This window comes from Vibrio chagasii (assembly GCF_002954585.1).
GTDB lineage: Bacteria > Pseudomonadota > Gammaproteobacteria > Enterobacterales > Vibrionaceae > Vibrio > Vibrio chagasii_A.
This window is the reverse complement of sequence record NZ_MSCI01000002.1, coordinates 1,156,367-1,179,365: the sequence shown is the minus strand read 5'-3', so window position 1 is coordinate 1,179,365 and position 22,999 is coordinate 1,156,367. Positions and strand designations below refer to the sequence as shown.

The window sequence follows — 22,999 nt, the reverse complement described above, 5'->3', positions numbered from 1 at the left end:
GAACTATTGTAATGAAACACACGCCAAATCGCTGTCTATGTTTTGTGCAAAGCCTTTCTCATCCATTGAATGTGAGGTGTGAACCCCATTTTTTGATAGAAGTCCTTGGCAGGCGAATTAAAATCCCAAACCTCGACGAACACTTGCGTTACACCATAGTCATCAAAAGTTGATTCAATACGTTGAAACAACATCTGCGCCACGTCTGCTTTACGGTATTCAGGAAGAACAAAAAGCTCATCAACACTACCCATTTGAACCGGCTTGCTCACTGTAGAGATAAGCTCACAAAAGTGTCCTGAAATAAATCCGACAATCAACTGGCCTTTGAGCGCCACATACACTAAGCACTCTGGATCATCTAAGTACCTTGCAATACTCTTTTCCTGCTCGATCTCTTCTGCTGTTTTAAAGTGCTCAGGGCAGGCGATATGATGGTGGTGGTGAAGATCAAACATCAACTCATTCAATTGATCTAGATCGGTGTGTGTTGCGGCCCTTAGGGTGACATTCATGACGAGTATGGTTCTCAAACGAGTTAATATCTAAATTGAGTCTAGTTTACTTGCCATTGATATCTACACAAGTGATTGAAATAATTCGTAGTCTAGAGCGGATGTTTTGGATACGAAAATGACCACATTATGGTGGTTAATTCAGGGTGTTGTAAACATATTGGCGCAGGAAGGTTGTACTTCCCCCTTCCTACACCCCTGAGCAATGTCAATTCCACCAACCTTAGACCATTGCACACGCACAACGCTAATCCCCAAAAAAGTCAAAAGATTTATTACTGGGGGTACATCATCTCTTGATTCTTGAGACAGCCGCAGAATCGCTTTATTTAGAAAAAGGCACGCGAATGGCACCTTCCATGATCACTCGGGCACTACGACTCATGATCGCCCTCTCTATCTTCCATCCATCTTCGGTCTGCATCGCTTTAGCACCCACTTTTAACGTTCCTGATGGATGACCAAAAGTCACAAAGTCACGAGAGCCTCCTCCCGCCGCTAAATTCACTAGCGTGCCCGGAACACTCGCCGCTGAAGCAATCGCAACCGCAGCTGTGCCCATCATGGCATGATGCAATTGCCCCATAGACAAAGCGCGGACCAAAAGATCGGTATCAGCGACGGCAACTGCCTTTCCACTTGAAGCTTGATACGCTTGAGGCTTGGCTACAAAGGCCAGCTTAGGGGTGTGCTGGCGTGACTCCGCTTGTTCTAACGAATCAATAAGTCCCATTGCGACTGCGCCATGCGCTCGGATAGACTCAAACATTTCTAGGGCTTTTGGATCACTGTTGATATCTGATTGAAGCTCTGTGCCTTTATATCCCACCGATTCTGCATCAATAAAAATGGTCGGTATTCCCGCATTAATATAAGTCGCTTTGATGCAACCTAGCTCTGGAACATCTAAGAAATCGACCACATTTCCAGTAGGGAACATCGATCCACTCCCATCTGCCGGGTCCAGAAAATCGATCTGAATTTCAGCGGCTGGGAAAGTGACACCATCGAGCTCAAAATCTCCCAACTCTTGGACTTCACGATCCACGATGGGCACATGAACAATAATGGTCTTCTCTATGTTCACTTGCCATACTCGCACTTCGACCACACCGTTTTCAGGAATACGGCTTGAATCAACTAATCCAGTATGAATGGCGAATGGACCAATCGCCGCAGACAAATTACCGCAGTTCCCGCTCCAATCGACAAATGGCTTGTCAATGGCTACCTGCCCAAAGAGATAATCAACATCGTGACCCACTTTACCACTCTTCGACACGATGACGGTTTTACTGGTACTGGAGGTCGCGCCTCCCATACCATCAGTTTGCTTACCATAAGGATCTGGGCTGCCAACCACACGCAGAAGAAACTCGTCTCTCGCAGGCCCCGCAACTTGCGCCGCTTCGGGTAAGTCATTCAAGCAGAAGAAAACACCTTTGCTGGTTCCTCCACGCATATAAGTTGCTGGGACTTTTATCTGTTTAACGTTCATCACAGGCTCCTATTGCGCGAGAAAGTCTTTGGCAAAGCGTTGTAATACGCCACCAGCGCTATACACACTCACTTCATCTGCCGTATCCAATCTACAAGTCACTGGCACATCAAGTTTCTCACCACTTTTACGAGTAATGACCAACGCCAAATCTGAACCCGCTTGGATGTCGCCATACACATCGTAAAGTTCAGTACCATCGAGTTGTAAGGTGTTGCGGTCCGTCCCCTCTTTGAATTGCAGAGGTAAGACGCCCATACCCACTAAATTGGTTCTGTGGATTCGCTCAAAGCCTTCAGCAACAATCACTTCAACACCCGCTAATCGCACGCCTTTAGCCGCCCAGTCGCGTGATGAACCTTGTCCATAGTCTGCGCCAGCCACAACAATCAAAGGCTGTTTACGGTTCATGTAGGTTTCGATCGCTTCCCACATGCGAGTTACTTCTCCCTCGGGCTCAACTCGTGCCAATGAACCCTGCACCACGTTCCCTGACTCTCTGACCATTTCATTGAAAAGTTTCGGGTTAGCAAAGGTCGCTCTTTGTGCAGTTAAATGATCACCTCGGTGAGTCGCATACGAGTTAAAGTCCTCTTCTGGAACGTCCATTTTGGCGAGATATTCCCCTGCCGCACTTGATGCAAGAATCGCATTTGATGGTGACAGATGATCGGTGGTGATATTGTCACCTAAAATGGCTAGAGGTCTCATACCAGACAGGCTTCGTTCACCTGCGAGCGCACCTTCCCAATAAGGCGGTCTACGAATATAAGTGCTCTTAGGTCGCCAATCGTATAGCGGCTCACTGCTTAGCTGCTCATCATCTGGCTGGAACATTTTCACGTAAATTTGTTGGAATTGTTGTGGTTTTACATGCTCGCCAACAACCGTATCGATCTCCGCATCAGTTGGCCACAAGTCACTTAAATAGATAGGGTTGCCGTTGTTATCTGTGCCGAGGCTATCTTTCTCGATATCAAAACGAATCGTGCCAGCCAAGGCATAAGCAACCACCAATGGCGGTGACGCTAGAAAAGCTTGTTTAGCATAGGGATGGATTCGACCATCAAAGTTTCGATTTCCAGATAACACCGCAGTGGAATAGAGGTCGCGCTCAATGATCTCTTGTTGAATTTGAGGATCCAATGCCCCGCTCATACCATTACAAGTTGTACACGCATAGCCGACAATGCCAAAACCCAACTGCTCCAGTTCTGGAAGCAAACCTGCTGACTCTAAATAGAGCTTGGCGACTTTAGATCCTGGCGCAAATGACGTTTTCACCCATGGCTTACGAACCAAACCAAGTTGATTGGCTTTTTTCGCCACTAGTCCCGCTGCTACCACGTTTCTTGGGTTACTGGTATTGGTGCAAGAGGTAATCGCGGCGATAATTACCGCGCCATCTGGCATTTGCTCTTCGCTATATTGTTCAGCGTGTTGCGCTTTCCAAGAGGCTTGACTGATACCTTGGTGGGCAAGTTCGCTTGTTGGTAAGCGGCGATGAGGGTTCGAAGGTCCTGCAAGGTTTCGCTCAACTTTCGATAAATCAAATTCGAGTACACGCTCATATTGAGCCGAATCGAGATCATCCGCCCACAGTCCGGTTTGCTTAGCGTAAAGCTCGACTAACTCTACCTGCTCAGGGTCTCGACCTGTCAGCTTAAGGTATTGAATGGTCTGCTCATCTATGTAGAACATGCCTGCCGTCGCGCCGTATTCAGGTGTCATGTTAGAGATAGTCGCACGGTCACCAATAGTCAGTGCACGCGCGCCTTCACCGAAGAATTCCAAGTAGCTTGAAACTACTCTTTCATTGCGAAGAAACTCAGTAATAGCAAGCACAATATCGGTTGCTGTAATGCCTTCTTGTCGCTGACCGGTAAGTTTAACGCCCACAATATCTGGCAAACGCATCATCGAAGGGCGACCGAGCATCACTGTCTCAGCTTCCAATCCACCTACACCAATTGCAATGACGCCCAGCGCATCAACATGAGGTGTATGGCTGTCGGTGCCAACACAGGTATCTGGGTACGCGATACCTTGTTTAGATTGAATGACCGGAGACATCTTTTCCAGATTAATCTGGTGCATAATTCCATTGCCCGCAGGAATCACACTGACGTTTTTAAACGCCGTTTTACACCATTCAATGAAATGAAATCGGTCTTCGTTGCGACGCTCTTCAATTGCACGGTTTTTATCAAACGCTTCGCTATCAAACCCCGCATGCTCTACAGCTAGAGAGTGATCCACAATCAGTTGAGTTTCGACCACTGGGTTTACTTTGGCTGGGTCCCCACCTTGGTCAGCAATCGCATCTCTTAAGCCCGCTAAATCAACCAAAGCGGTTTGACCCAAAATGTCATGACACACGACACGCGCTGGATACCAAGGAAAGTCTAAGTCGCTCTTACGCTCAATGATCTGTTTCAAGCTATCTTCAAGAGCCGCTGGATCACAGCGTCTCACCAATTGCTCCGCCAATACTCTCGACGTATAAGGCAAAATTTTATAGCTACCCGGAGATATCGCGTCTACCGCTTCACGGGCATCGAAATATTCTAAGCCAGTTCCCGGTAGAACCTTTCTGTATTGGCTATTTTCAACGCCTATGTTTTGGTCAAGGCTCGGGGTTTTCTCAATTTTCACATCAGACATACATCCACCATTATCTAAAATTCTATTCATTGGCTCTCAAGGACAACTCGATATATGAGTCGCCTTGAGACAAAAGGATTAACGTAAATGAATAGGGAGCCAGTCTTGATGCTCTGGCCCGGTGTAGTCTGCACTTGGACGAATGATGCGGTTGTTTTCTCTTTGCTCGAACACATGCGCCGTCCAGCCTGTAAGGCGGCTCATCACAAAGATAGGCGTAAATAGTTTGGTAGGAATATCCATGAAGTGATAGGCAGAAGCATGGAAGAAGTCCGCATTACAGAACAAGCCTTTTTCACGCTTCATAACCGCTTCAACGCGCTCAGATACCGCGTAAAGCTGCTCGTCGCCAACTTCTTGTGCTAGCTCTTTTGACCAACGTTTAATTAGCGCGTTGCGTGGGTCACTCTCACGATAAATGGCATGACCGAAGCCCATGATTTTGTCTTTGTTTGCAAGCATCGTCATGATGTTCGCTTCAGCTTCATCGGCGGTTTTCCAATCTTGGATCATTTCCATTGCCGCTTCATTCGCACCGCCATGTAGAGGGCCTCTTAATGTGCCTATCGCTGCTGTTACACACGAATGAATATCCGATAGTGTTGATGCACAAACCCGAGCTGCAAAGGTAGAAGCATTAAATTCATGCTCTGCGTAAAGCGTTAGAGAACAGTGCATGACCTTCTTATGCAGTTCACTCGGAGCTTTGTCCGTTAGCATCTTCAAGAAGTAGCCACCCAAACATGGTTCGCTTTGATCCTGTGTATCAATTCGCACACCATCGTGACTAAAGCGATACCAATAGCAGATAATGGCAGGGAAAAGTGCAAGCATACGTTCAGTTGCTGATAGCTGCTCAGAGAAGTCAGATTCTTGCTCTAAGTTACCCAACATTGAGCAGCCTGTTCTCATCACATCCATAGGGTGAGCGTCTGCAGGGATAAGTTCTAAAGCGGCTTTCAACGGTTGAGGCAAGCCACGTAAACCAATCAACAATGTTTTGTAGTCGTCTAACTCTTTTTCACTGGGTAGATGACCTCTTAGTAGCAGGTGTGCGACTTCTTCAAATTGAGCATGATTCGCAAGGTCGGTTATGTCATAGCCACGGTAAGTTAAACCCGTTCCTAATTTGCCAACCGTACATAGCGCCGTCGACCCTGCGCTTTGCCCCCGCAGACCAGCACCACCAATCGCTGGTGCTGCGCTTGCTTGTTGGTTTACTGCTGAAGCATTATCGACAGTTGCTTTATCACTCAAAGATACAGACATGATGAACTCCTTTTCTGGGTTAGCCGCCCTGCACTCTTTGGTGCTGACTATTTATATTCAGTGACCGCAACTATCTCATTCGATTTCACGGACCCGATGTGGCTGACTAACCATTCACGTTATTGGATTAAGTTGATGTTTTAATGTTTGAAACTGTGTTTATTCGTCACTCGAAAACAATTGATCCAGCTTGTTCTCGTAGTCGTGGTAATTCAGGTGTTCATAGAGCTCTTTACGAGTTTGCATTGAATCCAACAGTGCTTCCTGATTACCTTCAACTAGCAAGTGCTTATAAACATTCTCCGCCGCTTTGTTCATTGCGCGGAATGCACTGAGTGGATAAAGCACCATGTCGACATGAGATTGCGCTAGCTCTTTGCAGTTGTAGAGTGGGGTTTGTCCAAATTCGGTGATATTGGCCAAGATTGGCACATGCTTACCTGTTGCTGATTTGAGCGCTTCAGAAAACTTTACATATTGGTCGAGCTGGTTCATCGCTTCAGGGAAAATCATGTCAGCACCCGCCTCAACACACGCAATCGCACGTTCAATCGCACTGTCTATGCCTTCCACGGCCAAAGCATCGGTTCGAGCCATGATCACAAAGCTCTCACTAGTTCTTGCATCGGTTGCCGCTTTTACTCGATCGACCATTTCCTGTTGGCTAACAATCGCTTTATTTGGTCGGTGACCACATCTCTTCTGAGCCACTTGGTCTTCCATGTGAATGGCAGCAGCGCCAGCTTTTTCCATCGCTCGAATGGTTCGTGCAATATTAAACGCCCCACCAAATCCCGTATCAATATCCACCAGCAAAGGTAAATCACACGCGTTGGTAATGCGTTCCACATCGACCAACACATCGTTCAATGTGGTAATACCCAGATCAGGCAAACCGTAAGACGCATTGGCGATACCTCCACCAGACAAGTAGATAGCCTGATGACCTAAGTTCTTTGCCATCATCGCGCAATACGGATTTACCGTGCCGACGATCTGCAGTGGATCATTGTCTTGCACAGCTTGGCGGAACTTCGCTCCTGCTGATAACTTCATAATGACGCTCCCTGTTTAATGTTGATTTTGTAAGTTTTTAATCCACACCTTTGGATTGAATTTGTTGTTCGATAAGCAGACGACTACCGGATATGTGTCGACGCATCAGCATTTCTGCTAGCTCTTCATCACGGTTACGGATTGCTTGTAGGATATATTTATGTTCATCAAGCGCCTCTTTTGGTCGAGACTGCGCTCTAGGTGATTGATAGCGATACATGCGTAACAAGTGGTAAAGCTCATCACACAGTAGAGAAATAAGTTTGCTGTTGCGGCTGGCTTTTATGATTCGATAATGGAAATCGAAATCGCCGTGTTGATGAAAGTAGGAAGAACCCTCTACTTCATCGATATGTTTTGAGTGTGTCGACAATAATCCTTCAAGCCCGATAAGCTCTTCTTGTGTGATGTGTCTTGCTGCTAGCCTTGCAGCCATGCCTTCTAGAGCCTCACGAACCGCGTAAAGCTCAAGTAGCTTGTCAGCAGAAAAGGTAATCACTCGGGCGCCAACATGAGGAATTCGCTCAATCAGCCCTAACCCTTCGACACGCATAATCGCTTCGCGCAATGGGCCTCGACTTACCTCAAAGCGTTTAGCTAACTCGGGTTCAGAGATCTTGCTGCCCGGAGCTAAGTCACCGCTGACTATCGCTTCAACCAAGTATTCCGTCAGGCTTTCTGACTTGGTATTTTCTTTGTCACCAACACGCGTTTTTATGTTAGCGCTTAAGGCAAGATCTTTTGTCGCAGTATTCATCTTCACTCTGCTCACTTCTCATTGTCGAACCAAAACTGTCAACAATTTAACAACATGAACATAAAATACACGATCAAATTGTCGACAATCAAGATAATTGTCGACAATTTAGACTAAGGTATGACGCAGAAAAACTGAACAATATGAGGTTGGATTGGTGAATTATCTTTAGCAGAACCCGATGGGGTATTAGTGTATTACCAGCGCTACGAGTCAAGTGAAAGTATATGGGACGAAACAGTACGTATGGAAATTTACCGTTTTACACGCTTTTTGATTTCTGACATTAACGGTCTACTCGTTTGAATCAGGTTATTGGCACGTATTGTTGACTGCGAGAACGCGATACCAACGTTGGGAACTCAAATATTCCCCCTTTGATAAGTACGATGTGTTGGCTAAAGTAATTCACGGCACTACTACTCACATCTCGGGTTCGTGTTTTCATTACGATGTCAGATGCCGTGAAAAACAACTCTTCAAAGTGAGGATCGGTTTTATGTTCAGTAAAGTCCTCCACCTCAGAATCATATAGACAGTACTCGAAAACGTTTTTATGCCTCTCAACCACTTGCGCTTCAGAAGTAAACAACACCCCATCACCGTTATTCGAAAAAGAGTAAGACATGATGGAAAAGTGCTCATCAGTAAAATTGGTCGAGCTTAATGTCTTTAGTTTGAGCCCGTTCTTTCTTTCAACGTACTGTTTATAGTTGTAGACAAAGCTTAAGTTGTGACGATTCTGATGCGTATAATGCCTAATAAAAGAAAAAAGCATAAAAACTAAACTTAACAGAAAGAAAAAGTGATACTTATTAAAACTTTTCAAGGATATTTTTAATTTTTTCATTTTGAGAGTGAACTGAGATTATATAGTTATTAGCATAAGAGTTTTGCGATACATCTTCTAGGGCATAGGCGAAGTAGACCTTCTTACCGTCAACTTGATAAAATAGCGTCATATCGGTATTCAGCTGGCTAATAAGGTTCAATAACGGCTTCGGCGCAGTATGATCCCTTAAAGTAATCAGGTTGATATTATTACCGGTCCGACTCTCCAAGACCTTTAAATGGTAATCAGAAGATATAAAAGAATCTTTCATATATGGGGAGATCTGGGACAAACCTGAGTAAGCAAAATCCTGGTACAAAAAGTAACCACCAATAGCAAGATTTAAACTAATTAAGAGCGTTAAAATAGGTTTTGCCTTGGTTGATATCTTGCTTGTAATCCCCTGATATAAGAGCTCGCTCTTTTCAAGTTCTGGCTCTTCAGAGTCTAAGCTTATCAGTGTGTTATCGATAAACACATTCAGTTTAGTGCTTATACTGTAACCAACACCACGGAATGCCCTGATTTCAACGTTCGCCTCTAGATCATAAAAGGCCTTTCTCAAAAGCGAAATACTTCGTTTTATCGACCCCTCAGTCACCACCTTGTTCTTCCAAACTGTATCTAATATGGTCGACTTTTCGACCATTTCTCCTTGCTTTTCCAATAAAAGAATAGCTAATTTAAACTCGTTATTATTGAGCAGTAATTCCTTTTCTCGATAAGTTATTTTATTTTTCCCACTATCAAATTCTACATTCATTGATAGAAAAACCTCATTAAAGCATTTAGATTCATAAAATCACATCGATTGTAATCACAGAACAATTATACCTAGTAAGCAACTTGATAAACACAGTCGCCCAATCAGAATTGAAATGAATCCTGGAAAGGATTTAATTACCCCCTACCACTACGCAAAAATAGAGGAAAAACGTTTACTATTTGACCTAAAATTTATTCAATTTACTAAGAAAATAAAAAAGCCACAGTTTTATACATAAACTGTGGCTTTTTGATTGATACCTAACCATTTAACTAACAAATAATTTAGAATAATAGTGGTCAGGGTTTTGGTTTATGCTTGTGTATTAGGGTTACAAAGCCATCACTTGGTTTACTTGTTCACATAAGCTGGAATTCAGCGTGTTGTCCCAATCATTTTCCGTAACAAACTCACCGTTAGTGTTGAAGACTGTCACATTGTCTTTTTCTAAAGCGTATGGTGTGAATGTAGAGTTTTGTAACCACTGTGACATAAGATCATCTTTAACAGACTTGTCCTTATTAGAAAATTCAGTAGGTCCAGATACTGCATTCACCTCATTACCGAAAATAAAAGAAAGTTCTGCACCATGGCATGAACTCTCAGATGGCTTACACGTTTTGGCAAAGCTCTCTACGTAGTAGTCGGGCCACAGGCTAAAGTCAGGTTGATAGTTGAACTGGTATAGCGCCGTATTCGAACCACCTGCAGCCAAGTTTTGCGCAACCTGTTGAGATGGACAAGCAAACAGCACTTGATTCATTAATTTGCGGGCATTGGCTTTACGCTTTGCTGCCGTACTATTCCAGAAGCTTAATTTGAACTCTGGAATCTCACGTAGCTTAGAACCCTTATCTGCACCGAAAAACAGATCGATCAATGAATTATAACTGCCTGGTAAATCAAGAAGCGCATCAAACGGCGCAACAAAGATATTCGACTCATCTTGGTTGAAACCCAGAGTCACATTAACACCATCTACTGACTTTAGTTCACTCGGCTGATACGGGACAGTCTCTCCATCGACATAGGGTGCCCAAGATAACAGACCCGCTGTTTTAGGGGTAATGCTGGTCAAGCTATTCAGCTGCGTTGCTACAGCTTTCATTTGAACCTGAACATCCACGATCTCTTCAAAAGGCACGCTAGTAATGTCTTTGTCCTTTCCAAGCTTATCTTGAACAATACCCGCTACCCATTTCGCTGACTCGGCATCTTTGTACTTAACACCATATGGGTTACTGTCCATGATGGCACGTTGGTACAGGTGAGAGTTTTGTTGCTCATCCATTAATTGGATGCCAATCGACATCGCACCTGCACTTTCGCCAAACAGAGTAATATTGTCGGCATCGCCACCAAAACTATCGATATTGGCATGAATCCACTGCAACGCTGCCTTCTGGTCTTGGATTCCGTAGTTACCAGAGTGTTGTTCACTGTAGTAGCTGCCAAAAATACCCAAACGGTAATTCATGCTAACTAAAATAAACGGGTTGCCCTCATCTGCATTTTTAGCAACAAGCTTCGCGCCATCAAACTGCTTGACCGTGCTAGAGCCAAGCTCAAATGCACCGCCATGAATGAACACATAAACGGGCAGCTTTTCGTCTTGTTCAACACCTGATGGGCGCCAAACGTTCGCATTTAAACAGTCTTCACTTTGTGTTTCTTGTACTACGCCGTTCGCTTCCATTGTGTGAGGTATTTGCGGGCAGATATCCCCTGCAGAAGTCGCATCATAATGAACGCCAGCTTCAAAGTGATTAAGCTTGGGTGCCTGAAAGCGTTCTGCTGAAGCATATTTTAGGCCCATAAACGCATCAACTTGTGATGAATAGCCCACCGGCGAATGTGCTAGGCCTTGTAGTGTCGCCCCTTCAACATCCACATTGGGTGCAGCAATGGCTTGGTTGCTTAACGCTAGAACGGCGCCTGCAATCGAGATTGATAACGTACTTTTCATCGGTTTACTCATAAATAGAGAATCAGTGTTATTTGTAAAAATCGAAAAAAAGGAGCAAGGTTTGTCACCTTGCTCCCTATGCTTACAAACTATTATTCAGGAGCGACTGTCCAAGCGTTGTAGCCTTTCTTCGTCTCAGTGAAATCAAGATTTGGTCGGCCCATTCCCGCTTCACACTTCGTTTCATTCGCTGGTAGAGAGAAGAATGCATTGTGTGGGTTAAACTCTGGGAAGAAACGATACACCTGATCGAAAGCCACTGGCATAGACATTAAACGGTTATCGACCATTCGAGTTGTACCCGCTCGAACCAGTTCCCAACGTTCATTCCAGTTAACACGAACATACGCGTCGTAATCTGACTTGTTGGTCGCGGTCAGCTGGATACGGCTCCAGTAATTCAGGAATGAGCCACCCGTTTGACATCTCATTGTTAAATCTACTGGCACAGTTTGTGGTCGGTTCGCTTCATTTTGAATACCGAAACGAGAAACAAACATGTGTTGGTTCATTGAACCCTTGTCCCCATTTTTCGGGTAAACAATCAAATCCCCCCATTGACTACCACCAGCACCACCGCCACTGCGGTCAAAGACACGGCCATTCCACAATGAAGAAATTGTCATCTCTGCAGTATTGCCTGAAGCAACAATAGATTCTTCTAGGTGGTTATCAGATTGCGCTTTAAAAGAGAACAATTGAGATACACCAGCGTCTACATTACATCCTTGGCTAACCACATTGTAACTGCTGTAACCATTTACCGTTAAACACTGTGTATCATCGCTCGCTGGGCGAACTTGGAATACATTCGTCGGGTGTGTGATGGTGCCTGGCGCCGCTGGTACAAATTTAAACAGCACATTAGGGTCGGTATTTTCATTTACCGCTTGTGATGTATCACAATCTTGGAAAGCAAACTTACCGCCAACATTGGTCAAACACTGTACGTTACCATTGCTATCGAAGTTAACAATACGCTTACCTCGGTCACCAATCGCAATATTGAAGCGTTTTGACTTCACCTTATCAACACCGTGTACACGGTAATGCGCGACAAGGTCCAGTGGGAGTACAACGTTTGCAAAACGTGGGAAGTACTGGTCATACTGACTGCCTAAGTTTGCAATTGCGTCTGTAATACCATCGTTAAGAGAAGCAACATCTAAGTAGAATTGACCATCTTCAGAGAACTCAACAGAGTTCGCTAAGATAGTGCCATTGATTGCCTTCTCTACCAGTTTCAAACCTTCTTCTACTAGGCTTGGTAGCTCGGGAGCGTATACCTTCACAAACTCAACCAGAGGATACTCTGCCGACCAAGTAACACTTTCCAAACCTGAAATCGCACTGTGATCCATTGTATCAAGTGACACTTGAATACCAGTATTACGCGCTTCACGGTTGCCATTTCGGTTACCTTTGTTTGTTACCTTAGTAACAGCACCGTTGATGTATGCGTTGTCGTAAACCACATCGTTCGTTGCATCAGCATCGGCAAGCACAATTTGGCTGGCATCAGTGTTGTACGTCACAACCGTAGAAACGTTGTTCCAAGTAAACGTCTGTTTGCCTGTGGTTTGAAGATCAAACGCGACGTCGTTTGTTACGTGGCCGCCTTGTAACGTTTTAGTTTGAGTGCCCGCTTGAATACTTTGTCGGTTGTCATCATCTTGCCATACATTAAGGCCCGTCAGTTTTACACCACTACCGTTTGCAATAAAGTCGCACGACTCTGGTGTGTTTGGTGTCAACACACAGGTGCTGTCTGGGTTGTTAGAATCAACAATACGCATAGGCGATGCACTCAAGTAAGCGCCCTGGCCTGTCATTGAAGTAGGACTTTGCGTATCATCAAAAAGAATCTCCTCTTTGTCGTTCAGCTTATAACCCATCGATACCGTGTAGAACGCCGCTGAATCCCAACCTTGCGAAGGAATAACCTGACCCGTGATGGTGTTGTGGCCACTGTTGATGCTTTGACTTTGGCCTGATAGCGTTACCCACTCTGTTGTGGTGTTGTCTTCGCCAGTACCGACCGTTTTTTGCAGTAGCACTCGAATAGGTTGGTTAGCAAAACTGTTTGTGCTGCCGTTAACCAAATCAAAGTCTAACTTGACATTGATTGGCGTTTGGGTCGCTAGCCACATTTTGCCATCTCGGGTCAGGTTTTCACCTTTTGCCGGTACAAATGTCGCGGATGCGTTTTCAATTGCAGGCGCATCAGGGATCAAATCATCGATGGTGAGGTTGCCGCCCCACTTGTTGCGCACGCCACTGGCCACCCACAGTTCTATCTGAACACCTGTGCTGTGGTAACCAGACTCAGGCATCAAGCACGACCACTGGCTATCTCCTAAGCTTGAACAGGTAGAATTGTGCCCATCAGAGCCACGAATCACCACATTGCTTGGCGCTTGCTCTCCGAACCATACACCATCCGGGAAAGAAACTGGCGTGGTGATCGTGACCCTTTGATTAGGCTCTAGGGTAAGCCCCTTCGGTTTAAAATTCGCAACACAAAATGCACTGGCACCATTAGGGTTGACATCTAAACACTGCTTGTTGGGCGGAATATTGTCTGCGCCATAACCTTCCGCAATGTTCTGAGAGTGTTGAGCAGCATGCGCTGCTGAAATGCTGGCTAAGCTGGTGAGCAATGCCGCGTAAATAGGAGAAAATTTCATTAAGATGTAAGTCTCTTTGATTGAAAATAACAGTATTTAAATGGAGATAAAGGCCTTTAAACCTCAACTGCTTCGAATTCGTTGGCAACGAATGCCACTGAATATGGTCAGCCAAATGGCCGTTGTTGGAAGGCACAGCCAACAGCAAGCAACGTTTAAAGACCCACCAAGCTTGTGCTTGATTCGGCGTGAAATACAGTGAATTACCGTTAGTTTAGGTTTTATGAGTTTTTTTTAGAGCTTGTTAATTCAATGAGTTAGGCAGAAGTGAGCCCGACTGAAAAAGCCGGGTTCACTTAATGAGAGAATAGCCAGTATTATGGCTTAAGAGGCGCGGGCACCTCGTCACTTTGCAAGGCGCAGGTGTGTAAAATGTCCAGAATCAGAGCATTTTCATCGATGGTGTCTTGGTAAGGGATAGTCGGTAGCCCTTCCAGCGCTAAGTGAAGTTTTTCTGCGGTATAACGGTAGCTATCAAACCCCTGGTGTTTCCACAATTCAATCGAGGCAATGGCGCGATCAATACACGCCTCCATCGGTACCGGCTCCACTAAATCATCGATGGTCAGTTCACCGCCCCACATCCAGCGCACGCCATCGGCCACCCACAGTTCTATCTGAACACCTGTGCTGTGGTAACCAGACTCAGGCATCAAGCACGACCACTGGCTATCTCCTAAGCTTGAACAGGTAGAATTGTGCCCATCAGAGCCAATAATCACCACCTTGCTTGGCGCTTGCTCTTCGAACCAATAGCCCTGTGGGAACGAAACTGGCGTGGTGATCGTGACCCTTTGATTAGGCTCTAGGGTAAGCCCCTTCGGTTTAAAATTCGCAATACAAAATGCACTGACACCATTAGGGTTGTAATCTAAACACTGCAAGTTTAGCGAAATATTGTCTGCGCCATAGCCTTCCGCAATGTTCTGCGTGTGTTGAGCGGCATGCGCTGCTGAAATGCTGGCTAAGCTGGTGAGCAACGCCGCGTAAATAGGAGAAAATTTCATGATTGTTGGTCTCTTGGTGATTAAATAAAAAGGGAAATGATTAAAGGGCACGAGTCAGCCCGTTCTAAAAGCGGTAAAAACGGGTGCATTGAATCGTGATTTTATGCGTGCTGAGTGAGTGGCATACAACGGCGAGAACAAACGGCCATCCTACAGCCGATTGATATGATATAAAGACGATTGGTTAGCGATCTCTGAAGGCAATCATCGATTTGCCCTCAGCGATCGCAAACTAAAATGCATGGCAAACTCAATGAGTCCTATTGCGATGGTTAGCGGTCAAACTGCTGGCAATAAACCATGCTTGTTCGTCTGTCTTGGTCACTGCCCGCCATATTGAAATCAAAGCTAACATCGCTGATGGTTATTTCAGGGGTTGTCTTCGGGTAATCAAATTGTGAACCAGTTGGTGTTTTATACATCACAAAACCAACAAAAGGAGGGATCGGCGACTTGGTCAGCGTAATCGATATCGGGTTTTTGCCATTGTATGAAAAGTCGACAACCAGCGTTTCGGGCAGCTTTTTGCTTTTAAATTTTGGGGTTGTGGGGTAGAAATTAACATCAATTACAGTTGCCGATTCTGTAGTTTCAACCACGCCCGGCACAGAATCAAACGCCAGCGCCTCAAAGCTCAACCTGTACTGTCGACTTCCAGCTGCGTTTAAATCAATATTGGTAAAGCTAATTTGCATATAATTGACAGATTGTGCTTCGTAACAGATCCCTTTGGTGCCATCTGGCGGGTACTGCAGTGCCACAGGTAACGGTTCACTTTCAAAAGTGCGCGTTGCTTCTGGGTAGCCCTTTTCGACCTTGCCGCTGTACGTCACGGTCAGAGGTTTAAAGCCCACGCCTTTATCAAACACCTTATCAATGTCTGATGGGTTGATGGTTAGGGTTGGCGAATTCGCGAAGCACTCTCCCTGCTCATTACACCACTGGTAGGTTTTTGAATCAGCAATGACCTCATCGCCATCGGGATCGAGATCTTGAATCGGACGAACGGAAATAGGGCCAGTGCCTATGGTGTTGTTCTCACTCGGTGCCACATTCCATTCGGGCATATCCGTTGGGTAGCCGTGGCCTGAAATGGCTGGCGTGTGGTTTGAACAAACTTGGTTTTCAGGGCATTCTGCCATCGCTGACCAAGAGCAGCATAAAGCCAAAATAGTGATGATGGATTGACGTATCATGGTTGTACCCCTATCGAGAGAAAGCGGGCTGAAAACAGCCCGCTTGGTTAGTGGTTAAAGCAATCTCAAAGGATTAACGTAGTGAAGCACGAGTAATTTGTGCCTCGTTCATAGACGCAGTGATCGTGTAACCTTGTGCCTCTTTCGGTAATACGAATGTTAGGTCGTTACCGGCATCAACCAGCGCCGCTTGAAGCGCAGCTTGAGCATCGCCTTTCGGGTAAAGGCCAGCTGTGTCTGTTTCATTTTCTGTCAGTGTGAACGTCACGTCTGCGATAGCCAAGTCAACAACCGCACCGTCATCCGCGTGTACCGTCAGAGTTTGACCCACTTCAGCTGTACCGCTGATGGTAAGAGCCGTCTTCGCACCAACCGTGAAGCTGTTCGAAGTCATTTCATTAGACACAAGCGTTGTTGATGGGTAGCCGTATTGAGTATGAACTTGCCACACTAGGTTTAATTGTTTGTTTTTTAACTCAGTGAAGTTTGAAAATGTAATGACACCGTCGTCCAGTTCGCTGATATCCGCTTCATCTACTTTTGCGTATTTGGTGCCACCCGCGTCTTGTAGCCAGTATGTCACCTTGGTGATGGCATCATCGTCTTGGTCTTCAAGAGTCGGTGTATCAAACTTAACTTCGATAGGTGCTGGTGCCCATAGAATTTCAGGTGTAGTTACTACAGGAGCCGATACCGTTGGCTGGTGACCCAGTACAGGTGCAGTCGCAACACTTTCGATAGCCCAAGCTGCTGTTGCTGTAAAACCACCCATAAGTAGGCCGATAGTGATCATTGATTTTTTCATTGTCTTTCCTTTCTGAACGAAAACGTTCATGTTTTATTGTTAGTTATGAATTACTTGTTGTTTGTCGCCGACTTTGAATCCGACGATTTTTTCTTTGTCACTTGGACTTTGAACTGGAACCCTTGGTCTTCGCCTTTCAACACGTACTTTTGCTGATTGGCGTTCGCCACCTTGGTAAATTCGTTTTGCGTATCATGCTCTCTTCGGAACCATTGGAACGAGTATTGAGAAAGGTCTAAGACCGCCGCTTCATCTTCGAACACATAAGCTGTGATGGCTTCTGTCGTGAATAGGTCTTCATCTAGATGATGCCCTTCATGAAACAGGTCGACACGATAGACACTGCCCTTTAACCACTCGATATTGCCTTGCTTTGCGTCTTGTTCGTTCTGGTCGTAAATTGCTGTTACCGTAACGGATTGCGCCACATGACTCAGTAAAACCAGCTCAGCGATGCCTTCTTCATTGGTGACAGTTTGGTAAACGAAGTTCGCTTGGTTCGATTCCAGCTCTAACGTCTCCCCATTTAACGTCAAAGATGTTAAGTCTTCTGCGGTGATTTGATAGGTCACCGGGATATCGGCAACGGCTTTGCTCAATAAAGCACTCGCAACAATGCTTTCACCCGCGGTCGCGGTTTCCGGCTCAAACGAAATTGACTCGAGAAACTTACTATCAGTGATCGTAATTGACATGGTGTTAGACTCTTTCACTTGGCCGCTTTTTAGCTTGTATCGAACCTTGAGCGAAAGTGTATTGTTGCCGTCATAGCGGTAGCTTGGCGCGGTAAATAAAGGTACCGAAGCACTCTGACTGTTCAGATACGGATTAGCAGTACCTAACCAGGTGTAAGAGACGATGTCAGGTCCCCCTTTCACCTCCATCCACTCCGCTAATGACTGCTGAGAATTTTCTGCAACCACCACAGATTCAGGCAGACGAATACTGATCTCTGCGTATTTCTGTTTGTATTCCAAAACAATGTTATGGTCACGTTCAACAAAGTCCGTTAAACGGTCTTGTTTTGGTAACGAGCTTTGGAAAACTTCACGGCGCTCAGGCTCGTAGAAACCGCCAAGAGACAAGGTATAGTTAACACCAGCTATCCACTGTTCACTTGCCCCTTCCTCATTTTGGTATCCCAATGAGAACGCCAGCTCTTTGGTCGGTTTAAACTCGGTGTTTAACTCGAAACGCAACGGGTTTTTGGTCGGGTTACTGCCATCGCGATGTTCTACGTATCGACCAAGATATTGACCCGCAGTACCACTCACCTTCCAGCGTGTATCCATCGGTAGATAGCTTTCTAGCGTGAGATCCCAACCCTTCGCAGGCTTTTCAACAAGGCTGTTCATCCCTTCATACTCGTCCGGCGAATCTTTCCAATTCGACAGAGGAAAGTAGAAGTTGGAGCTCATGTTTCCGTAACCCACCCCGTACTCAAAACCTAAGCTCATTCTTCGGTGATAGCGCTGATGGTCATAATCTATAAAGGTGTTTACCCCGTAGTACTCATCTTCAGCGAGTTGACGATAACCCGTACCAATGTGCGAAAAGTCTCGGCCATGGAAGTCGTCTTGGTTAAACACCGCACCCGCTTGAATAAACCACAAAGATTTATTGTCGGCTTGCCAAAAAGGGAACAGGCTTTCAACCTGATCAACTTGCCATTTGCTGCCTTTCGCTAAAGAGACGCCTAAATCAAACTGCGCGCCACCAAAAGCTTCAGATAACCAGTCTTCTGTTTCACTCACACCAGCAGCCACTAAACGAGATGGTACTTGCTCTTGGTAGGCGCGAATGTTGCCCTGCTCAGACTGCTGTTGAGCAATGGTCACGAGTTCAGAAGTCATTGGAGCAACATAAGGGTTAACTTCGTTAAGCTTACCCTCGTCCAAAGCCAGGTTTGGCAACGAAGTACTATTTAACCCCTTGCGGGTCTGATATTGGTGATCGGTCAATTCAGCAATAAGTGGCTCTACCGTTTTCCACTCCGCATCACTGTATGGACCACACTGAAGCTCGTCCTTCCCAAGTTCAACCTCACGACAATAGGTGCTCATGCTAGTAATGACATTTAGCAGCGCTTCATCGACTTGATAAGCTGAAAACGTGACAAAGGTATTTTTCACCGTCGCTTGCTCATTGCTAACTTGCGTGTTGTTAGCTTGTACGGTTGAAGCTACCTCTAGGGGTTTTAATTGGTCGCCCTCTAATGGGTTTGCATAACATGCTAGGCTCACAGCCAAACTACATGGCAGTAAGAACACAGCATTAATGGTTCGTGGCTTAAACATGACAAAATGGATTCTTCAAAAATTTTTCAGAATCTTAATCAAGAAAGCGTGAATTACCGCGTGATTCACCGTGAAAGATGAAAAGTACTTAAATTCAATAATTTGGAAGGTAATGTGATAGCTAAAAGGTGTGTAATTTAGAACTTTTTTAGTTTTTTATTGATGAAATTACCAAGTAAACTCCTTATTAATATGGGTTACCAATCAATAAATTGTTACTTCAAAAAATGAAATTTTTTTTCATCTTGTTTTTCTGAGAGCTTATTAACACATAGTGATATTGCATAGAAAAAGCGCACCAATTGGGTGCGCTTTTAAGTCCTGCCAAGTTAAAGGTAAACCGCGTATTTACCTAATTTGCATCGAGTAGCGAAGCACCTTTGAACTGAGATGTATTAAGCGGCTGCACTTTTCTGGAGATATTTCGACAAGTCGACGCTGTCTATTTGCTCTGGCTTCAAATACGTTTCAGCGTATCGAATGTGGGTCTCACTCGTTAGGAACAGCCTAAACAGTTCTATGTCAATATGTTCATCCAGAGCCATCTTGTGCATGATGTCGATGGCAACGCTGATTGGCTTCGCTTTCTTATAAGGTCTATCAGCAGCGGTCAGCGCCTCAAAAATGTCCGATATAACTAGGATACGCTCTGGAATAGAAAGGTCCTCTGCAGTTAACTTTCTAGGGTAACCAGTACCTTTAAGCGTTTCATGGTGAGTCGACGCATAGCGCGGCACTCGGCTAAGTTCTTTCGGGAATGGCAGGCTTTCAAGCATTTTGATGGTACCTATCATATGCTCATTGATTTTGAATCGATCTTCCACCGTTAAAGTGCCACGTGAGATACTTAAGTTATAAATTTCTCCCAGATTGTACAAGTGCTCAGGAACATCCATTTTTATTTGATGCTTAGGATCAAACTCTAATGGTCGGTCGCGTTTCACTATGTGTTCTGGTCTATCACTTAAAAGTTGCTCTTTAGCGGGTAAGCTGGAGTTAGGTATCCTATTCATCGCCTCTATTGGCGATAAACCCAATTGGTCATCAAAATTACGCGTCCAAGTCGTTTCAGCGATAGAATGAATACGGGCAACCTTATCATCACTCATAAATTCACCACCCACATTAGATGTCGCGATAAACGCAAAATCGTCTTGTAACTTTTTCTTCGTTATAGCTAACTCTTCGGCTATCTGATCCGTTGGCAATTCACCTTCAAGCTGCTTACGCAAAGCCGTAATCTCTGCATCACGCCAAAGCACCTCAAATCGTGTTCTCACCTCGTGAATACGGTTGTAGTTCGCTTCTAGCTTAGAGCCTTTATCGACGATATGTTCTGGCGTGGTGATCTTTCCGCAGTCATGCAGCCACGCAGCTATTCTAAACTCGCGACGTTCATCGTCATTTTCAAATTTAAAGTCTTTAAAGTAGTCTGATTGAGATTTTTCAGCCGCTTCTGCCAACATCAATCCGAGCTCAGGTACACGGTTACAATGCCCTGCGGTATAGGCAGACTTGTCATCGATGGCTTGTGCAATCAGCTTAATAAAAGATTCTACAAAGGCTTCATGCGTTTGTTCGTGCTGTTTTATTTCGGCGGCCATGTCTTTAACTGCGACAGATAGTTCCCATACTTCCTTGATAGGAGTATCAAGCACGGACACATTGTCATAGTCGCGCTGCTTTACTTTGTTAGTTTCAACTTTGAGCTTACGTATTGGCCGCACAATCGGCGCGCCAAAGAACCACGCTACAGGCAAGGTGAGGCTCATTAATAAACCTGTCACACTAACCGAGGTCGCTACTCGCTTGTTAACTGCGCTGTATACTTCAGCCTCAGGGATAACCACAGCAAAGTATTCTGAGTAGTGCTCACCCGTATCGATCTTCTTCAAATATAGGTGTTTAAGTTCACCATTGAGGTTTAGCTCAACCATCTCCCCCTCGACGGTCGCTGTTGCGGTTTTTTCATAGAGTTCCGTGTAAGGAATCGTCGTACCCGCATCCATAGCCTGATGATCAAACCACTTTTGAGCTAACGCCGTTTTCTGCTCATCAGTAAGCGACTTGATTGCTTGATTGATGATAGGTAACAGCAATTGGTGTTTATTCTGCAAAACAATATGGAATTGATTAGGATAGTCTGTTTTTAGATCAAGCAGCGCTTCACTCACTTTCAAGTTCTGATGGAAGAACTTATCCAATGAAAATGACAGTACAGGCTTAACATCAATTACCGCAAAAACCTCTTCGTTGTCGACAGCGTCTAGCGCTGCCTCAATATCCTTAAACTCCAAAAGCTTAATATTTGGGAAATCAGTTTTTAACTTCGGTGTCATTGACCATCCAGATACAATAGCTACGCTCTCTCCATCAAGCTCTCGGTAGTTAATTACTGCTGGAGCATCACGTTTAGTGACTACAGCAAACGGTAGTTCATAGATCGGGTCAGTGTATAAACCGATAATGCCATTGCTTTCGTAATTTTGAACCGAGTGTAAGCCATCAATACTTCCCTTTTGGAATTTTCCTGTTAACTCCGCCCACGAGAGGCCATTTACAAATTCGAACTGCACTCCACTCACCTCACTGATCATTTTCAATAGATCAATCGCATAACCGTGTGGTTTTCCTGATACTGAAAAATCCATCGGTCCCCGGTCACTTTGATTTGAAAACAATAAAGGCGATGTATTGTCTATTATGCTTTGTTGCTGTGAAGACCAATTAATTTGATTCGCTTGAGGGAGTGTGTTGTTCGACTGATAATTGCGATTAGACGCAATAATATTGCCCGCTTTAGAATATAGAAAGGATTCAGCTTGACTAGCTTCATCTAAACCCAACGCACTCACAGATAGCTTACTCGCTAACGAAGACAAAACAATATCAATCCCTATCACATGTTGAGTGTCGCTCGTTGCTTTGGATTCAAACGCTAATGAATATGTTTGGCCTGTAATTTGGAGGTGTTGAAAGAGATATGGCTGGGTTTTCTCGACAGTCTCGGTATTGGCAGAGACATACCAGGGTCTTGTGGTTGGGAAGTAATTACTTTTTTCAGCTTTGGAGTCCCTGAGGTTAAAATCAAGATCATAGTATCTGGTTTGACGAATACGACCTTTTTCGCCATTGCTAATGTCAATGACCACCCAACTGTCGCTATCTTGTGCGCCTATTTTTGCTCTAACCTGAGGAAAGGATTCCAAATTAATGATCTGGAAAAAGTTGTCGTTGGATGAACCAATATAAATACTGTAGAACAGCGGATTGCCTTTTATGGCTTCAGAGAGAATATCACGCGACTCTTCCCTTGAGATCTGGTCGCTCATTGAGCGATTCACTGAAGAAAGTAAATGTGCTGTGTTTATCGCATCTAAATCAACACTACCTATGTATTCGCTTAAATCCTGAGAAACCATGGTGAGTTTGGACAAGGTATGCTCAGTAGCCATCTTTTTGCTAAAGTAATATTGAAGTGATACAGCAACAATTGCCGTAAGTACCGTTGCAAGTAAAAACATCCCGCCAACGGTCACCCGTAATGAGATTTTTGTGTTTGTCATTATTCTATCCTTGAATAATTCCAGCTTGGAAATTTAACATCCGTGATACATTTATCTTTTTTACTACGTCATATCTACCCCTTCAATAGAAACTTAGACCCATGTGTTGTACGCTTCT

The 22,999-nt window shown here is 44.8% G+C and carries 15 protein-coding genes; all 15 read right to left on the bottom strand.

Annotation, left to right across the window (positions count from 1 at the left end; translation table 11 throughout):
* Positions 1–35 precede the first annotated feature (35 nt).
* The 15 genes from BTO10_RS13420 to BTO10_RS13350 all read right to left on the bottom strand — a co-directional run bounded on the left by BTO10_RS13420 (position 36) and on the right by BTO10_RS13350 (position 22,881).
* On the bottom strand, positions 36–515 hold the full coding sequence (locus BTO10_RS13420) for a GNAT family N-acetyltransferase (protein WP_105024836.1): 480 nt from the start codon (positions 513–515) through the stop codon (positions 36–38).
* Between the two features lie 325 nt (positions 516–840).
* Positions 841–2,013: a 2-methylaconitate cis-trans isomerase PrpF gene (gene prpF, locus BTO10_RS13415; protein WP_105024835.1), complete on the bottom strand. Its 1,173-nt coding sequence runs from the start codon at positions 2,011–2,013 to the stop codon at positions 841–843.
* A gap of 9 nt (positions 2,014–2,022) precedes the next feature.
* Entirely contained in the window at positions 2,023–4,677 is a 2,655-nt protein-coding gene (gene acnD / locus BTO10_RS13410; protein WP_105024834.1) for a Fe/S-dependent 2-methylisocitrate dehydratase AcnD, read from the bottom strand.
* A gap of 78 nt (positions 4,678–4,755) precedes the next feature.
* Positions 4,756–5,946 (bottom strand): bifunctional 2-methylcitrate synthase/citrate synthase, encoded by a 1,191-nt coding sequence (gene prpC / locus BTO10_RS13405; RefSeq protein ID WP_105024833.1) that lies wholly within the window; start codon positions 5,944–5,946, stop codon positions 4,756–4,758.
* A 159-nt stretch (positions 5,947–6,105) separates the two neighbouring features.
* Positions 6,106–7,002 carry a methylisocitrate lyase gene (gene prpB / locus BTO10_RS13400; RefSeq protein WP_105024832.1) on the bottom strand — a complete coding sequence of 299 codons (897 nt, stop codon included), beginning with the start codon at positions 7,000–7,002 and terminating at the stop codon, positions 6,106–6,108.
* A gap of 37 nt (positions 7,003–7,039) precedes the next feature.
* Positions 7,040–7,759, bottom strand: coding sequence for a GntR family transcriptional regulator (locus BTO10_RS13395; RefSeq protein WP_105024831.1), 720 nt, complete (start codon positions 7,757–7,759; stop codon positions 7,040–7,042).
* 307 nt (positions 7,760–8,066) lie between these two features.
* Positions 8,067–8,387, bottom strand: coding sequence for a hypothetical protein (locus tag BTO10_RS13390; RefSeq protein ID WP_004738312.1), 321 nt, complete (start codon positions 8,385–8,387; stop codon positions 8,067–8,069).
* 187 nt (positions 8,388–8,574) lie between these two features.
* The gene (locus BTO10_RS13385; protein ID WP_004738313.1) at positions 8,575–9,354 is read right to left on the bottom strand and encodes a winged helix-turn-helix domain-containing protein; all 780 of its coding nucleotides are present in this window, start codon (positions 9,352–9,354) and stop codon (positions 8,575–8,577) included.
* 334 nt (positions 9,355–9,688) lie between these two features.
* Complete coding sequence (locus BTO10_RS13380; RefSeq protein WP_105024830.1) at positions 9,689–11,323, bottom strand: carboxylesterase family protein; 1,635 nt, start codon at positions 11,321–11,323, stop codon at positions 9,689–9,691.
* A 92-nt stretch (positions 11,324–11,415) separates the two neighbouring features.
* Positions 11,416–14,010, bottom strand: coding sequence for a hypothetical protein (locus tag BTO10_RS13375; protein ID WP_105024829.1), 2,595 nt, complete (start codon positions 14,008–14,010; stop codon positions 11,416–11,418).
* A 317-nt stretch (positions 14,011–14,327) separates the two neighbouring features.
* Positions 14,328–15,017, bottom strand: a complete 690-nt coding sequence (locus tag BTO10_RS13370) for a hypothetical protein (protein ID WP_258098451.1) — start codon at positions 15,015–15,017, stop codon at positions 14,328–14,330.
* A gap of 272 nt (positions 15,018–15,289) precedes the next feature.
* Positions 15,290–16,213, bottom strand: a complete 924-nt coding sequence (locus BTO10_RS13365; protein WP_105024828.1) for a hypothetical protein — start codon at positions 16,211–16,213, stop codon at positions 15,290–15,292.
* Between the two features lie 73 nt (positions 16,214–16,286).
* Positions 16,287–17,018 (bottom strand): hypothetical protein, encoded by a 732-nt coding sequence (locus tag BTO10_RS13360; RefSeq protein WP_105024827.1) that lies wholly within the window; start codon positions 17,016–17,018, stop codon positions 16,287–16,289.
* Between the two features lie 50 nt (positions 17,019–17,068).
* Positions 17,069–19,315, bottom strand: a complete 2,247-nt coding sequence (locus BTO10_RS13355) for an inverse autotransporter beta domain-containing protein (RefSeq protein ID WP_105024826.1) — start codon at positions 19,313–19,315, stop codon at positions 17,069–17,071.
* A gap of 395 nt (positions 19,316–19,710) precedes the next feature.
* Complete coding sequence (locus tag BTO10_RS13350) at positions 19,711–22,881, bottom strand: HD domain-containing phosphohydrolase (protein WP_105024825.1); 3,171 nt, start codon at positions 22,879–22,881, stop codon at positions 19,711–19,713.
* Positions 22,882–22,999 lie beyond the last annotated feature (118 nt).

Coding starts and splice junctions, on each gene's coding strand:
- BTO10_RS13420 (WP_105024836.1), bottom strand. CDS start 515: ATGAATGTCACCCTAAGGGCCGCAACACACACCGATCTAGATCAATTG.
- prpF (WP_105024835.1), bottom strand. CDS start 2,013: ATGAACGTTAAACAGATAAAAGTCCCAGCAACTTATATGCGTGGAGGA.
- acnD (WP_105024834.1), bottom strand. CDS start 4,677: ATGTCTGATGTGAAAATTGAGAAAACCCCGAGCCTTGACCAAAACATA.
- prpC (WP_105024833.1), bottom strand. CDS start 5,946: ATGTCTGTATCTTTGAGTGATAAAGCAACTGTCGATAATGCTTCAGCA.
- prpB (WP_105024832.1), bottom strand. CDS start 7,002: ATGAAGTTATCAGCAGGAGCGAAGTTCCGCCAAGCTGTGCAAGACAAT.
- BTO10_RS13395 (WP_105024831.1), bottom strand. CDS start 7,759: ATGAATACTGCGACAAAAGATCTTGCCTTAAGCGCTAACATAAAAACG.
- BTO10_RS13390 (WP_004738312.1), bottom strand. CDS start 8,387: ATGTCTTACTCTTTTTCGAATAACGGTGATGGGGTGTTGTTTACTTCT.
- BTO10_RS13385 (WP_004738313.1), bottom strand. CDS start 9,354: ATGAATGTAGAATTTGATAGTGGGAAAAATAAAATAACTTATCGAGAA.
- BTO10_RS13380 (WP_105024830.1), bottom strand. CDS start 11,323: ATGAAAAGTACGTTATCAATCTCGATTGCAGGCGCCGTTCTAGCGTTA.
- BTO10_RS13375 (WP_105024829.1), bottom strand. CDS start 14,010: ATGAAATTTTCTCCTATTTACGCGGCATTGCTCACCAGCTTAGCCAGC.
- BTO10_RS13370 (WP_258098451.1), bottom strand. CDS start 15,017: ATGAAATTTTCTCCTATTTACGCGGCGTTGCTCACCAGCTTAGCCAGC.
- BTO10_RS13365 (WP_105024828.1), bottom strand. CDS start 16,213: ATGATACGTCAATCCATCATCACTATTTTGGCTTTATGCTGCTCTTGG.
- BTO10_RS13360 (WP_105024827.1), bottom strand. CDS start 17,018: ATGAAAAAATCAATGATCACTATCGGCCTACTTATGGGTGGTTTTACA.
- BTO10_RS13355 (WP_105024826.1), bottom strand. CDS start 19,315: ATGTTTAAGCCACGAACCATTAATGCTGTGTTCTTACTGCCATGTAGT.
- BTO10_RS13350 (WP_105024825.1), bottom strand. CDS start 22,881: ATGACAAACACAAAAATCTCATTACGGGTGACCGTTGGCGGGATGTTT.